The organism is Rhizobium sp. NZLR10 (genome assembly GCF_019685125.1).
Lineage (GTDB): Bacteria > Pseudomonadota > Alphaproteobacteria > Rhizobiales > Rhizobiaceae > Rhizobium.
The window spans coordinates 201,980-215,597 of record NZ_JABDWE010000008.1; the positions used below are offsets into that span (position 1 = coordinate 201,980).

15 protein-coding genes and 2 tRNA genes are annotated in these 13,618 nt (G+C 58.8%); 5 read left to right on the forward strand and 12 right to left on the reverse strand.

The features are described from left to right. Positions 1-478 precede the first annotated feature (478 nt). From HJB82_RS14585 to HJB82_RS14600, 4 genes are all read left to right on the forward strand, one after another. Positions 479-1,054, forward strand: a complete 576-nt coding sequence (locus tag HJB82_RS14585) for a PE-PGRS family protein (protein ID WP_207582873.1) — start codon at positions 479-481, stop codon at positions 1,052-1,054. A 104-nt stretch (positions 1,055-1,158) separates the two neighbouring features. Further along, positions 1,159-2,886, forward strand: coding sequence for a type I secretion system permease/ATPase (locus HJB82_RS14590; RefSeq protein WP_207584250.1), 1,728 nt, complete (start codon positions 1,159-1,161; stop codon positions 2,884-2,886). A 14-nt stretch (positions 2,887-2,900) separates the two neighbouring features. After that, the gene (locus tag HJB82_RS14595; protein WP_221131280.1) at positions 2,901-4,346 is read left to right on the forward strand and encodes an HlyD family type I secretion periplasmic adaptor subunit; all 1,446 of its coding nucleotides are present in this window, start codon (positions 2,901-2,903) and stop codon (positions 4,344-4,346) included. 7 nt (positions 4,347-4,353) lie between these two features. After that, the gene (locus HJB82_RS14600) at positions 4,354-4,632 is read left to right on the forward strand and encodes a transposase (protein ID WP_207582871.1); all 279 of its coding nucleotides are present in this window, start codon (positions 4,354-4,356) and stop codon (positions 4,630-4,632) included. 79 nt (positions 4,633-4,711) lie between these two features. Here the strand turns inward: HJB82_RS14600 and HJB82_RS14605 are convergent. The 10 genes from HJB82_RS14605 to HJB82_RS14650 form a co-directional block, all read right to left on the reverse strand. Next, positions 4,712-4,787: transfer RNA gene (locus HJB82_RS14605), tRNA-Phe, on the reverse strand. 239 nt (positions 4,788-5,026) lie between these two features. After that, positions 5,027-5,239: a DNA gyrase inhibitor YacG gene (gene yacG / locus HJB82_RS14610; RefSeq protein ID WP_049732883.1), complete on the reverse strand. Its 213-nt coding sequence runs from the start codon at positions 5,237-5,239 to the stop codon at positions 5,027-5,029. Between the two features lie 37 nt (positions 5,240-5,276). Beyond that, positions 5,277-5,897 (reverse strand): Maf-like protein, encoded by a 621-nt coding sequence (locus tag HJB82_RS14615; RefSeq protein ID WP_007633452.1) that lies wholly within the window; start codon positions 5,895-5,897, stop codon positions 5,277-5,279. Between the two features lie 55 nt (positions 5,898-5,952). Beyond that, positions 5,953-6,171: a translation initiation factor IF-1 gene (gene infA, locus HJB82_RS14620; protein WP_003545338.1), complete on the reverse strand. Its 219-nt coding sequence runs from the start codon at positions 6,169-6,171 to the stop codon at positions 5,953-5,955. A gap of 123 nt (positions 6,172-6,294) precedes the next feature. After that, complete coding sequence (locus HJB82_RS14625) at positions 6,295-6,780, reverse strand: low molecular weight phosphatase family protein (protein WP_221116116.1); 486 nt, start codon at positions 6,778-6,780, stop codon at positions 6,295-6,297. Further along, positions 6,777-7,250 (reverse strand): UPF0262 family protein, encoded by a 474-nt coding sequence (locus HJB82_RS14630; RefSeq protein ID WP_221116117.1) that lies wholly within the window; start codon positions 7,248-7,250, stop codon positions 6,777-6,779. The genes HJB82_RS14625 and HJB82_RS14630 overlap by 4 nt, the downstream gene beginning before the upstream one ends. A 4-nt stretch (positions 7,251-7,254) precedes the next feature. Continuing rightward, a complete protein-coding gene (hisD, locus tag HJB82_RS14635; protein WP_221140344.1) occupies positions 7,255-8,553 on the reverse strand; it encodes a histidinol dehydrogenase in 1,299 nt (432 codons plus the stop codon). Between the two features lie 58 nt (positions 8,554-8,611). Then, positions 8,612-9,043 (reverse strand): DUF2948 family protein, encoded by a 432-nt coding sequence (locus HJB82_RS14640; protein ID WP_207582867.1) that lies wholly within the window; start codon positions 9,041-9,043, stop codon positions 8,612-8,614. Between the two features lie 94 nt (positions 9,044-9,137). Next, complete coding sequence (gene murA, locus HJB82_RS14645; RefSeq protein WP_207582866.1) at positions 9,138-10,430, reverse strand: UDP-N-acetylglucosamine 1-carboxyvinyltransferase; 1,293 nt, start codon at positions 10,428-10,430, stop codon at positions 9,138-9,140. 106 nt (positions 10,431-10,536) lie between these two features. Beyond that, entirely contained in the window at positions 10,537-10,731 is a 195-nt protein-coding gene (locus HJB82_RS14650; protein ID WP_207582865.1) for a hypothetical protein, read from the reverse strand. 155 nt (positions 10,732-10,886) lie between these two features. Here HJB82_RS14650 and HJB82_RS14655 point away from each other — a divergent pair. Then, a tRNA-Thr gene (locus HJB82_RS14655) sits at positions 10,887-10,961 on the forward strand. A 550-nt stretch (positions 10,962-11,511) separates the two neighbouring features. On the opposite strand, the gene HJB82_RS14660 is transcribed toward HJB82_RS14655, so the two are convergent. Both HJB82_RS14660 and HJB82_RS14665 read right to left on the reverse strand, forming a co-directional pair. Further along, a complete protein-coding gene (locus HJB82_RS14660) occupies positions 11,512-12,420 on the reverse strand; it encodes a DUF2971 domain-containing protein (RefSeq protein WP_221140346.1) in 909 nt (302 codons plus the stop codon). Between the two features lie 181 nt (positions 12,421-12,601). Further along, positions 12,602-12,793: a hypothetical protein gene (locus tag HJB82_RS14665; RefSeq protein ID WP_207582863.1), complete on the reverse strand. Its 192-nt coding sequence runs from the start codon at positions 12,791-12,793 to the stop codon at positions 12,602-12,604. Between the last annotated feature and the right edge of the window lie 825 nt (positions 12,794-13,618).

Below are 13,618 nucleotides of genomic sequence, written 5' to 3' on the forward strand. Positions count from 1 at the left end.
TAGGTCTATAGCCATTTGGCTATCATGGCCGTAACGCCCCGTTGTGCAGGTTTGACAGCACTCAACCCGCCTTCGGGCTAGAGTCCTGCATTGGCCTCCGTTTTCGTGGCGGGTTGATTTTTCTCGCCCCAAACAGAATCTCCTCCGCCAAGCGCAGCCTGGTCAGGACCTCGGAATACGGCCGGTTCGCTTCGGCGGCCGTTTGGGAAAAACGACGTCGCTTCGACGAGGCCGCAGACATGCTCATGCTCATCCCATCCGGCGCAAGATCACCAAATACCAATCCAAAATAACGCTCCGCCACCTCCAAGCATACGCCCGAAGGAATGTCGCCGAATATCTAGATAGTACGCAGATTGAATCGCGGGCAATATTCGCCTGCGGCTGTATTGTCTGGCGGTGACATACTAATACCCACGCCGTAGGGGGAACGCCGTAGAATTAAAACGGACGAACCAAAGTAGAAGGAGTGACTGAAATGCCTATCCCACAAATATCTGACACGATTCACCTTAATCACCCAGATGCAGGTGACGCGAATGCCGGCAACGGCGGTGATGGCCACAATAATGGGAATATTGACTACAACCCGGTTGCATATGTAGACCCCGTGCAAACGGTCGACGGGGCATCTACCCATCTGCACAACGGCGATCACGTTTGGCAGACGGCAGATTGGGACGCCGGCAATGGCGGACCCGGTGGCTTTACCCAGGCCCAGAACGGCTTCCTGGCGGCAATCTCAAACAGCGGCGCCGGCGGCGCGGGGGGAGATTCCGACTCCAACGGCAGTCAAGGAAACTCAAGCGGCCACGACACGGCTGCGGTGGCTGCGGCTACGACCGCGACACAATATACGCAGCTCGTGGCCGATCAGCATGCCACCATTCTCGCAGGCGTCGGCGGTAACGGCGGCAACGGGAACTACGCTCTGGGCGGCGACATCTCGTCAGCATTGGTTCACACCAATCCAGAAACGACGACGGTGCACAATGATCTCGATCATTTCATAAACGCCTTCGGCCATATCGATGTCAGCCATCTTGGCTCATGAACTCATCTCCCTTGAGGGTCGCTCGTTTCGACTGGCGACCCTCAGGCTTACTGAACCAGCCCGCAGCCTCTTCTTGTCAGTATCCAGTGCAGCGAGATCTGACGATGACAACGATTTCGATAAAGCCATCGATAAAGCCATCGCGGCCGCAGACACACCTCGTTGCGGCGCTCCGGGCTTGTGCCGGAGCCTTCGGGTTGGTCTTCCTCTATAGCTGCGGCTATAACCTCTTTCTTCTGACGCCTTCCATCTATCTCCTGCAGATCTATGACAGGGTCCTGTCGAGCCGAAGTGCCGACACGCTGCTGATGCTGACGATGATCATCGCCATCGCCGTGTTGGTCGGGTCCATGCTGGACATCGTGCGCAGGGCAGCTCTTTCGCGCATCGGTAGCTGGCTGGACCACAGGCTCCGGCCCATGGTGCTGACCGCATCATTCGAATATGCCGCGCTCGCCGATGCGGGAGCCGCCACGGAGTGTTACAGGGACCTGGCCGCACTACGCCAATTCCTCGATTCACCGGCTAGCGCCCTTTTTTTTGACGTTCCCTGGGCGCCAGTATTCCTGCTCCTGCTGTTTCTTGTTCACCCGCTGCTTGGGACCATCGGTCTTCTATGCGCATTTGCACTTCTGCTGTTCGCGTTCCTGACGGAACTGGCGACGCGAGAGCCGCTTGCCCACGCCAACCTTGCCCTTTCGAGGAGCTATTTCCGATTTGCGACCGCCCTCAAAAACATCGAGGTGATCCGGGCAATGGGCATGCAGGATGGCGCAGCGATGATGGTCTATCGCGAGGCGGAAATGGCGAGAAGAACGCAGGACATCGCGATGCATCGCACGGAGATCATTCTTGGATTCTCCAAATCGATCCGCACACTCGCGCAGATCCTCATGATGGGATCTGCTACATGGCTGGTGCTCGTAAACAACGGCAGTCCCGGAATCATCTTCGTTGCGAGCTTGCTGCTCGGGCGCGGGCTTGCACCGATCGAGGGCGCAATAGGTGCATGGCGCTCCTTTACCTTTGCACGCAATGCTTTCAATCGCTTGAACAGAATGCTGATCGCCGTTGCATCGAACCAGGATGCCCGAATGGTGCCGGTACCGGAACGTAACGGCCTCGTTCTCGATGACGTCAGCTACATCCAGCCATTCGCCGATCGGCCGATATTGACAGGCGTCACGTTGCGCCTCGCGCCCGGCGACTGCATAGCGCTCATCGGTCCGTCGGGATCGGGGAAATCGACTCTCGGTCGCGTCATGGCAGGCGTTGTGCAAGCAACGAGCGGCTGTGCTCTTCTCGGCGGGGTCGATATCACGGCTCTGCGCCTTTGCGGGGGGACCCGCCACGTCGGATACCTGCCGCAAGACATCGAACTTTTCGGAGGAGCGATCAAGGATGTGATCGGCCGGCTGGACGGAGGAGATCCCGGCAAAGCAATCGACGCCGCGAAGCTGGTTGGATTGCACGACGCGATCATGCGGCTGCCCCAGGGCTACGAGACCGATATCGGTGAGGGTGGGAACCTGCTCCTTCGAGCTCAGCGTCAACAGCTGGGACTGGCACGCGCGGCTTATGGAAATCCATCTCTGATCGTTCTCGACGATCCAAACTCGAGCCTGGATTATGACGGCGAACGGATGCTGTTCACTGCAATCGAGCGCATGAAATCCAGGGGGATGACCGTCGTTATCATAACGCACCGGATGGGGATCCTGCCAGTCACCAACAAGATTGCCATCATGCGTAACGGGACTGTGGCTGCCATCGGCGACAGTGAGCGGATTTATGAAACCTATCTTCAACCACCGTCTCGAACAGGAACGTAGGGAGGGACGCCGCCATGACCCTTGTTCAACTGGACGCAACGCCGGCGAGAGTTTCAAATTCGCCAAGGACGGACCAGCGGTTCGCTCAACGATCGACAGCGACAGCCAGGCAACAGACGGTCTATTCGCCGGTGATCGAACAGAAACAGCGCGGACCGGCCCCGTCTTCGCCCATGCCGGGGCTGAGAGGCGTTGTTTGGACGGGTAACCTGTTGATCCTGGTTTTCATCGTCGGATTGGGAATCTGGTCGGTTCTGGCGCCGCTGAAAAGCGCTGCGATCGCATCGGGCGTTATCGAACCGGAGTCCAGCCGCAAGACCATTCAGCATCTGGAAGGCGGAATTGTGCGACGGATCCTCGTCAGAAACGGCGATGCGGTCATGGCCGGGCAAATCGTGATAGAACTCGACGACACGAAGTCTCGCTCGGAGCGCGACAGCATCCAAGGGCAACTTTGGGACGCCGAAGGAAGCCGCGCCCGCCTGCTTGCGGAGCAGACGGGCGACGACCATGTCGCCTATCCTGAGGATCTCAGGGCAGCAATCGACAAATATCCTTCGGTCAGCGCGATTCTGATCGGTCAACAGAAAATCTTCGAAGCCCGTCGCCGGGTCATGCAGGCGGAAATTCAGATCGCCAATGAAAAAATCGCGCAGGTGCGGCAGGAAATCGTCGGACTTGGCGCGCAAAAGGCAGCATTGGCCGACAGAGCCGCAATCTCGAGCCAAGAACTGGATCAGGTTACGGCCCTCAACGCCAAGGGACTGGAAACAAGGAGCAGGCTTCTCAACCTCCAGCGGGAAAAAGCAGACCTTGACGGCCAGCAGGGTCAAGTAGAGGCACAGATCTCTCGCGCCTACCAGGTGATCAGCGAGTCACAGGCCGATCTCGCAAAGCTTGAGAGCGACCGGTTGAGTGAAGTCGCCCAGGGCATGCGTGCTACGGAAAGCCAGATCATGCAATTGCGCGAGCGCTTGCGGGCGATCGACGACCAGCTTTCAAGGACCGATATCCGTGCGCCCGAAGATGGAACAATCATGAACCTGCGCATCCACACAGCCGGTGGGGTAGTCGGCGCGGGCGAACCGCTCGTCGATCTTCTGCCGCGCTCCGATCGCCTTGTCGTGTCTGTCCACGTCAGGCCGGAAGATATCAATGTCGTTCGTGCCGGGCTCGCGGCACAGGTTCACCTCCTTCCATACAATCAGCGGCGCGTTCCACTCCTGAAAGGTCGGGTCGAGTATGTATCGGCGGACCGTCTCACCGATACGGCAAGCGGCCAACCCTACTATGCCGCGACAATCCGCGTAACGGACGAGCGGTTGGCGAAAATGAAGGATGTCGAAATGGTCGCCGGCATGCCCGCACAGACCCTGATCGAGACCGGCAAAAGCAGCGTGGCACTCTATGCACTCAGACCTCTTCTCGACAGTTTCAACAGAGCATTTCGTGAGGACTAAAGCGGTGATGGGCAAGAGAAAATTCGACGACGACCAGATTACGGGCATTCTGAAGGAGCACCAAGCCGGGGTGACGGTGGCAGATGTTTGCCACAGGTACGGCATCAGCGAGCCGACCTTCTATCGGTGGCAATCCCTGCAGTTCGGAAATGTCGGTCTTCATGTCAGAAGGGTGAGAGCCCTGGAGGAAGAAAACCAGAAGCTCAAGAAGCTTTTGGCCGAATCCATGCTCTCGGCGGCAACGCTGAGCGAGATGCTGGCGAAGACATCGAAAGGGCGAAACTAAACTGTCAGCAGAGGGGTTTGTTGGCCGCCTTCTGGCTAAGGCTATCCGATACTATGCATACGATTAGTAGGGAAATGTGTGGTGCCCAGGACCGGAATCGAACCAGTGACACGCGGATTTTCAATCCGCTGCTCTACCAACTGAGCTACCTGGGCTAACCAGCTTCCGATGGACCTTTTTCAGAAAAAGAACCGCGGGGCCTTGGTGCGCCCCGGAAGCGAGCGGGGTTATAGCATCTTGTTCGGCCATGGCAAGCGGTCAAATGACTCTTTTTTGACGGTCCTGCCGGTTTTGCCGATTCATGAGGAAAAATAATAGCTTCGCGGGCGCTTTAGCTCGTTGTTTTATGCATGTCATACTCCCGGAATCGCTTCACGCTCCCTGATGACATGCTTCAGTTTTCCTCATCCGGATATTCGGCCTTGGTCTCGTCGTCGGCAACGGGAATCGCATAGGCGCCGGTCAGCCAGCGGGAGAGATCGACCTCGCGGCAGCGGTTGGAGCAGAAGGGGTAATGTTCGCGGTGAGAGGGCTTGCCGCATTCGGGGCAAGGGCGCGCCTTGCGCAGCGGTTCGACCTTGGCGGCGGCTTTTTTGTCTTCAGGCATAATCGGTCCGTCCTAATTCAGGAATTGGCCGCGGGCTTCAACCCTCGGGCCACCGGCTATGCACATCGAAGCCTTCGCCGGTCAGAAGCACAATGGTTTCATAAAGCGGCAGGCCGACGACATTGGTGTAGGAGCCCACCATCTTCTGCACGAAGGTGCCGGCAAGGCCCTGGATGCCGTAGGCGCCTGCCTTACCGCGCCACTGGCCGGAGGCCAGGTAGTTCTCGATCTCGAAACCGGAGAGGCGCTTGAAGCGCACCTTGGTCTCGACGATCTTCTGGCGGATCTTGCGATCCGGCGTCACCAGACAAACGCCGGTGTAGACGAGATGGTTGCGTCCCGACAGCAGATGCAGCGAACTCAACGCCTCGTCGGCAAATTCGGCCTTGCCGAGAATACGCCTGCCGACGGCGACCACCGTATCGGCGGCGAGGATATAGCTGCCCTTCCAGGTGATGTCGCCCTTGATGGCGGCGAGCGCTGCCTCGGCCTTCTCGGCCGAAAGCCTGCGGGCGAGCGAACGCGGATGCTCCGATTTCTTCGGCGCCTCATCGATATCCATCGGCATCAGGCGCGCGGGCTCGATGCCGGCCTGGTTGAGCAGGTCGACGCGACGGGGCGAGCCCGAGGCCAGAATGAGCTTGTATTTCAGCGCCATGGAACCTCGACCATCGGCAGGCGGGGGAACACCCCTTGCAAGACCTTTGGCAAATTTACTTGAAACGGTAGGTGATGCGGCCCTTGGTCAGATCGTAGGGCGTCATTTCCACAAGCACCTTGTCGCCGGCGAGAACGCGGATGCGGTTCTTGCGCATGCGGCCGGCGGTGTGGGCGATGATCTCGTGTTCGTTTTCGAGCTTCACGCGGAACGTCGCATTCGGCAGAAGTTCGGTGACGATACCGGGGAATTCGAGGACTTCTTCTTTCGGCATATAAGTGTTTTCTTCCTGTGGGTTGAATAGGCAGCGCAGCGCGCGCCTTTAAAATTTGCGCGGAAACTACACAATCAACGCAGGTTTGTGAACCTTGTTGAACGGCCTTTCCTTTATTTGTTTTCATGCCGTTTGCGCGGCAATGCCATTTCGTTTGAGTAGCCGGCTTTCGATGAGGCCAGCCAGGTGATCGCGGACCTCGCGATAACTCTCCAGAATCTGCTCGCGTGTTCCGCTGACAACCGTCGGATCCATGGTCGGCCAGTAGATGACGTCGATTGCATTCGATCGCGTCAGCTCGAGTGCGGCATGATGGGCCGGCGGCGACAGCGTGATGATCAGATCGAAATAATCGTCCTCGAGCTCTTCCAGCGTCTGCGGCAGGCGGCGCCCGAGGGAAAGCCCGATCTCATCGAGCACGACATCGACGAAAGGATCGCGCTCGCCGGCGCGTACGCCGGCCGACCTGATATAGGTATTACCAGGCAGAATACTACGGGCGATCGCTTCGGCCATTGGCGAGCGGATGGAATTCATCCCGCACATGAAAAGGATGGCGCCCGGCCTCTTTCCCTCCTCGATGTCGGCGGCGCGATCCATTGCCGTCATCCGCGCCAGTAGAGCACACAGACCAGGGTGAACAGGCGCCGGGCGGTGTCGAAATCGACCTCTATCTTGCCGGTCAGCCTATCCTTCAGCGTCTGCGAACCTTCATTGTGGATGCCGCGCCGGCCCATGTCGATCGCCTCGATGCGGCTCGGCGTCGATGAACGGATCGCTTCGTAATAGCTCTCGCAGATCATGAAGTAATCCTTGACGATCCGCCGGAAGGGTGTGAGCGACAGGATATGGGTGGCGACGTCGCCGCCCTCTTCGGTGGTGACGGCGAAAACCAGTTTCGAATCGACCAGCGAGATCTTCAGCCGGTAGGGCCCGCCGGAATGGCCGAGCGGCGCAAAACTGTTCTCCTCGATCAGATCGAAGATGGCGACGGCGCGTTCATGCTCGACATCGGGCGTCGAACGGCCGATCGTATCGTCAAGGACGACGTCGCAAAGCCGGAAATCGCCCTTCGCCATGCCCTCACCTTTCGAGGTTCAGGCGGATCGCGACCGATCGCGCATGGGCATCGAGGCCTTCGGAGACGGCAAGGGCGATCGCCGCTGGGCCGAGGGTGCGCAGCTGCTGCGGGCCGAGGCGCAGGATCGAGGTGCGCTTGACGAAATCGAGCACCGAAAGACCGGATGAGAAGCGCGCCGAGCGCGCCGTCGGCAGCACATGGTTCGAACCGCCGACATAATCGCCGATCACCTCGGGCGTATGGGCGCCGATGAAGATCGCGCCGGCATTGCGGATGCCGTCGAGCAGCCGGTCCGGATCGGCGACGGCGAGTTCGAGATGCTCGGCAGCGATGCGGTTCGCCAAGGGAATAGCCAGTTTCAGATCGGCAACGAGGATGACCGCGCCGAAATCGCGCCAGCTTGCCGCCGCCGTCTCGGCGCGGTTCAGCGTCATCAGCTGGCGTTCGACCGCCTGCTCCACCGCCTTGCCGAAGTCGGCATTGTCGGTGATCAGGATCGCCTGGGCGCTGACATCGTGCTCGGCCTGCGCCAGGAGGTCGGCGGCGATCCAATCCGGATTATTGTCCTTGTCGGCAATCACCAGCACCTCGGAGGGGCCGGCAATCATATCGATCCCGACGGTGCCGAAGACATGGCGCTTGGCGGCAGCGACATAGGCATTGCCGGGGCCGGTGATCTTGGCGACCGGGGCAATGGTCTCAGTGCCATAGGCCAGAGCCGCGATCGCCTGGGCGCCGCCGACACGATAAACCTCCGTGACACCAACAAGCTTGGCGGCGGCAAGCACCGCCGGATTGACCGCGCCGCCGGTGGCCGGAACGGCGATCACGATGCGATCGACGCCGGCGACCTTGGCCGGCACGGCATTCATCAGCACCGAGCTCGGATAACTCGCGGTGCCGCCCGGAACATAGAGCCCGACCGCTTCGATCGCCGTCCAGCGCGAGCCGAGACCGACGCCGAGGTCGTCCTCGTAGATATCGTCCTTCGGCAGCTGCCGGCGATGATGGCTCTCGATGCGCAGTGCCGCGAGCTTCAGCGCACCCAGCACTTCCGACGGCACCGCCTCAACGGCGGCGTCGAACTCTTCCGGCGTGACACGCATCGGTACGGTGGCGAAATCGATGCCGTCGAACTTCAGCGAATATTCGGCAAGCGCCACATCGCCGCGGGCCCTGACATCATCGATGATGGCGCGAACGACGGTGTTCACATCCTCGGAAACTTCACGCTTCGTCGTCAGAAAGGCGGCAAAATGCTGCTCGAAACCTTCCGATGCCTGATCCAGCCAGATTGCCAAGGCCGATTTTCCTTCTCAACTCGAAACTGCGATGTTCAAACGTCAAGCGTCAGCGGCGTCAGCGATGGCGAGGCTTGGAGGAGGCCTCCCAGGCACCGCCGATATCGGCGAGCTGCACCTCGATGCATTCGACATCGAGCGCAATCGAGGCGGTGCCGGACAGCGACAGCTCGATCGTACCTTCCGGTCCGTCGCCCTTCTTATCGAATCGCAGCGCCAGCAATGACAGCACCTCGTCCCGTTTGCCACGATCGATGCCGAGCGACCGCACGGCCAGCACGCGCTTGAAGACCAGGGCGGCCCGGCGGCGCTCGAAACCCTTGCGCTTGCGTTCGGCGCCTTCCCAAACGAAACGATTGACGGCCAGGGCGAACTGCGCGTCGCGCGGCGACCAGTCGATGTCGCCGACCTTGAAGACGCTGTCCTGCATATGCGCGGAGATGATCGCGAGGTCCTCGTCATCGAGCGCAACAAGCTTCAGATCGGTCATTCAGTCTTACCCCAGCAGGCACCGCCGGAATGGCAATGCGTAGACAAGGGAAATAAGATGCTGCGGCCAATTACGCAACCGGGATGAGCGCAGCTTACTCGCTGATGCGCTCGACGACGGCGCCGCAGCGGGTCAGCTTCTCCTCGAGCCGCTCGAAACCGCGGTCGAGGTGATAAACGCGGGAGACGGTGGTTTCGCCCTCGGCCGCAAGGCCGGCGATGACCAGCGAAACGGAGGCGCGCAGATCGGTCGCCATGACGGGCGCACCGCGCAGGCGTTGGACACCCTCGATCTTCGCCGTCTGCCCAGACAGCGTGATCCTGGCGCCGAGGCGGGCAAGCTCCTGCACATGCATGAAGCGGTTTTCGAAGATGGTCTCGGTGACGTGCGAGATGCCGGACGAGCGGGTCATCAGCGCCATGAACTGCGCCTGCAGATCGGTCGGGAAACCCGGGAACGGATCGGTGACGATATCGACCGGCCTGATGCCGGCGCCGTTGCGCTTGATGCGCATGCCGTTGTTGGTTTCAGAGATGTCCGCGCCGGCGCGGCGCAGCGTTTCCAGCGCGGTTTCGAGCAGCGCCATATCGGTATTCTCGAGCACGACATCACCGCCGGCCATGGCGACGGCCATGGCATAGGTGCCGGTCTCGATACGATCCGGCAGCACCCGGTGGCGGGCGCCGGAGAGCGAGGTGACGCCTTCGATGGTGATCGTCGCAGTCCCCGCGCCCGAGATCTTGGCGCCCATGGCGTTCAGGCAGTTGGCGAGATCGACGACCTCAGGCTCGCGGGCGGCATTGCCGATCACCGTGGTGCCGCGGGCAAGCGTTGCCGCCATCATCATCACATGGGTGGCGCCGACGGAGACCTTCGGGAAGGTGTAGCGCGCGCCGATCAAGCCGCCATTCGGCGCCTTGGCGTTGATATAACCGGCTTCGATCTCCATGGTGGCGCCGAGCGCCGTCAGGCCGTCGATGAAAAGATCGACGGGGCGCGTGCCGATGGCACAGCCGCCCGGCAGCGATACGCGGCAATGGCCTTCGCGCGCCAGCAGCGGGCCGATGACCCAGAAGGAGGCGCGCATCTTCGAGACCAGCTCATAGGAGGCTGTGGTATCGACGATGGTGCGGCAGGTGAAATGGATGGTGCGCGAGTAGGAATCTTCCTGGCGCTCGCGGCGGCCGTTGACCGCGACATCGACACCATGATTGCCGAGGATGCGCATCAGCAATTCGACATCGGCCAGATGCGGCACGTTTTCGAGCGTCAGCGTATCGCTGGTCAGAAGCGAGGCGATCATCAGCGGCAGTGCGGCATTCTTGGCGCCGGAAATCGGAATGATGCCATTCAGCTCATTACCGCCGACGATTCTGATACGATCCATGTGCGCTTACGGGCCGCGCCCGCCTTTCCTGAAAGTACTGCCTTGGAATAGGAGTGGGGTGTTTAAGGGATTTTTCGCGACGCTTCAATTCGCCGCGGACGGAACATTACGATTCGTCCATTTTTGCGGCAGGCAGTCCACTTGTTTCGTCAGCTTGCCCGGAACGGCGGGCGCGCACCTGCTGTTTGCGTTTTGAAAGATTTTCCCGGAGTTTTTCGGCGGCGCGCTCGCGGCGCAGTTTCGCCTGTGCCTCGATCGCCTCTTTGCGGCTCTGCTGGCCGGTTTCGGTCTTTTCATTCATGTGACAGGATTAGCCGAATTCGCACCGATCCAAAAGGCCCTTGCATCCCAATCCACGCAAAGTTGGAATTTGCTGCTTGCACTGGCCGCCAAGCTGTGGCAATAGCCGCCCCGTTCCCGCGATTGAGCCACACGGCTCGCACGGGTCCTGGTCCTGCTGCCGTAGCTCAGTGGTAGAGCACACCCTTGGTAAGGGTGAGGTCGGTGGTTCAATCCCACTCGGCAGCACCAGTCAACCAGTTGAAAACCTCCACTTTCTCAATTGAACGCGCCCTTCCGCTCGGAAGGAACGAACAGAGCAAAGAAGGATTTCCCGAGCAAATCCGGGCGTCGCTCCGCGAATGTTTGACGCAAATTAGTTGTCAGCTATTGGTTGACGCTGCTCAAATGGTTGGCTGAGCAGCTTAATGGGCGAGAAATATCATCCGTCGATTTCAGCGATCGCTTCGATTTGACATCCTCCGAAGCAATCGAAGCCATAATTCTCGCGAGACGCTATCGGATCGGCCGAAAGGCATTTGGATGCCCGAGGAGTCCGCCGACGGGCGAAGACATCATATCATGGCTGCAGCATTGGGATCGCGTGCTTGAGGCTGCTGGCGTCGCTATCCCTCGTGATCTGATTTTGAAGCCCACTCGGCCAAGGGTCGAGCGGCCACCGAGATCGCGCGACCGCAATACTCACCGATTTGTTTTGCGCCGGTGGGAGATATCTAGTTTTCGTTCCACCTAACGTCGGATCGGAATTTTCGAATAGTAAGTTGGGACATCATATCCTTGGTCAGCAAGAAACTGCTTTAAATGCAAGATCGGAGACGGTCGCATATGGCGACGGACCGACGGTTACACTCAAGACCGGCAGCGGCAGTGGCCCGCCCTTGCCAACCCACTCGTAGTAGGGCACGACGCCCAGAGAACTGGCTCGATACTTTCGCGACACGGTTCCCTCAATGTCAGGGCGATAGCAAACTGCGCGATACTCCTCCTCTGCCTCAAAAGCCGCGTTTTTGAACCGCGTTATGAGTTTTGCAATCTCCATCGCCGCGCCAATTGCCAAACGCTTCGCTTCCTCATCATCGAACTCTTCACGTTCGCCCTTTACGGCGATGGCTCTGTCGTAGATGTCTTTAACCAAGCTGATCGTCAGTTCCTTTTGAAAGTGTCCGTCGTAGACAACCTTCGTCAGAAAGTGCGGGAAGTTTCGAGACTGCCAGTTTTCGAGTTCAGCCGCGTTGAACTCTATGCAGTATGGAACGACATCCTTCCCATAATCGCGCCACTGGTTGAGAAGGTTGTTGCGCGCACTCATGCAAAAGATGATGGGCTGATAGTGTCGCATCGCGTCGGCGATTTGATCGATCAGGTAAGAGCCTGCATTCTTTTCCGCCTCCGTTTTGTCTTCGACGAATTCACGGATAGCGTATGCGGCAACTTCAACGCCATACACGACCTCTGATCCGTCATTCATGAACGTGGAGTCGGAAAACCAAAGCTTATGTTCGCCCAAAATGCCAATGAGCCCTTGAGCGCTCGTGTAGTGAAATAGAGATGTTGGGATGACGACATTCTCGTAGATTTTCTTAATCTGGATCTCGGCCAATCCATTAAACACGTTGACGAACGGCGGCAGCTCCGCCGGCTGCTGCTCTAATCCTTCGGCCTCGATCTCACTTTGTCCAGCGTCCGTCATCTTCTTAGCTGCCCCTACCTCTCCCGACTACATTTACTCGATCATCGCATAGCTGAAGTGCTAATTGCCTGCGCAACGGGCGCGGGCATCTTCAAAGAAATTGGTCGGGTTGTCCCGTCGGAACCATAGTTTCGGCGGGTGATGTCCGACTTCAAAGGGTGCGGGTTGCACCCACATCCTCTTAGTGGATATTCCGCTTTTCGCGAGCGATCTGCTCGCTGCCAGCGTGGCGTTTGCCCTTCAGGACCTCGTTTACACGCCCCTGGTTGACGCCAAAGCGGGCAGCAATCTCGTGCTGATATTCGCCGGTCCAACTGTGAAGCCAGACCTGTACGGCGTCATCGAGAGTGAGGCGGTGGTTCGTACGATTCATTTTCGAGTTTCCTTTTTGGTTAGGAAACCTCGATCAGCTTGACAGGCCATCCTCCCCAAGTATCCTTGGGGTCGACACGAGGCCGGGGCTGTAACCCCGGCCTTTTTCGTGCCCTGCTCTTCCGATAGGCGAACAGTAGGGAAATTAAAGTTTCATTCGCACGATTCCGTCAAGGGGTTGAAAATTAACTCCTGTGGAACAGGCGCAAGCGATAAGCACCTGCGCCAACTATGTTTTTCCTCATCCACAGATAAAAGCTGTTTAAAATCAACGTGTTTCACCTGAAACACTAACGTCATGAAATACTTGTGAAAACTCGCGATGAGACTGCCCCTTCCGCCTAATTCACAGTTTGCACTTGTAGAAATATGCATTTGCTGGAGTGAGATTGCGATTCGTCACCGCCGTTTTCGTCAAAGCCTCAATCGACGCGGGAAGGGGAAGCAATTCGCCGAAAGCGTTTTCTCGCATTTGGGGTCTTGGTATTTCCGATCTCTCTTTGCAGCCTGCACTTCTCTCCGTAAACGGGGCGAAGGGGATATGTCGCGACCTCTCCGTTCCCCGTCAACGTTTCGCGTGGCACGTCCCGTCTTCCCGTTTTTTTGCGGGAAGAGGGTAAGGGGCCTGCGCCATACAACTCATTTGCGACTGCGAAAAATTTCGTTTGGCGCGCGCACCCGCGATCCCTCCTGCGCAGGCTGACATTTGAGCCTCAGCAGCAAGAAACGATTCACCATTGTTGGCCGTGAAAATCACGCTAGAATAGCGATCATGGCCGGCGTCTCCGCGGAGGAATACGGAGACGCTGCATCCTTTGTTTCTGTC

Bases quoted from the DNA above. Each gene is read 5' to 3' on its own strand.
- HJB82_RS14585 (WP_207582873.1), top strand. From the start codon at position 479: ATGCCTATCCCACAAATATCTGACACGATTCACCTTAATCACCCAGAT.
- HJB82_RS14590 (WP_207584250.1), top strand. From the start codon at position 1,159: ATGACAACGATTTCGATAAAGCCATCGATAAAGCCATCGCGGCCGCAG.
- HJB82_RS14595 (WP_221131280.1), top strand. From the start codon at position 2,901: ATGACCCTTGTTCAACTGGACGCAACGCCGGCGAGAGTTTCAAATTCG.
- HJB82_RS14600 (WP_207582871.1), top strand. From the start codon at position 4,354: ATGGGCAAGAGAAAATTCGACGACGACCAGATTACGGGCATTCTGAAG.
- yacG (WP_049732883.1), bottom strand. From the start codon at position 5,239: ATGCCTGAAGACAAAAAAGCCGCCGCCAAGGTCGAACCGCTGCGCAAG.
- HJB82_RS14615 (WP_007633452.1), bottom strand. From the start codon at position 5,897: ATGGCGCTGAAATACAAGCTCATTCTGGCCTCGGGCTCGCCCCGTCGC.
- infA (WP_003545338.1), bottom strand. From the start codon at position 6,171: ATGCCGAAAGAAGAAGTCCTCGAATTCCCCGGTATCGTCACCGAACTT.
- HJB82_RS14625 (WP_221116116.1), bottom strand. From the start codon at position 6,780: ATGACGGCAATGGATCGCGCCGCCGACATCGAGGAGGGAAAGAGGCCG.
- HJB82_RS14630 (WP_221116117.1), bottom strand. From the start codon at position 7,250: ATGGCGAAGGGCGATTTCCGGCTTTGCGACGTCGTCCTTGACGATACG.
- HJB82_RS14640 (WP_207582867.1), bottom strand. From the start codon at position 9,043: ATGACCGATCTGAAGCTTGTTGCGCTCGATGACGAGGACCTCGCGATC.
- murA (WP_207582866.1), bottom strand. From the start codon at position 10,430: ATGGATCGTATCAGAATCGTCGGCGGTAATGAGCTGAATGGCATCATT.
- HJB82_RS14650 (WP_207582865.1), bottom strand. From the start codon at position 10,731: ATGAATGAAAAGACCGAAACCGGCCAGCAGAGCCGCAAAGAGGCGATC.
- HJB82_RS14660 (WP_221140346.1), bottom strand. From the start codon at position 12,420: ATGACGGACGCTGGACAAAGTGAGATCGAGGCCGAAGGATTAGAGCAG.
- HJB82_RS14665 (WP_207582863.1), bottom strand. From the start codon at position 12,793: ATGAATCGTACGAACCACCGCCTCACTCTCGATGACGCCGTACAGGTC.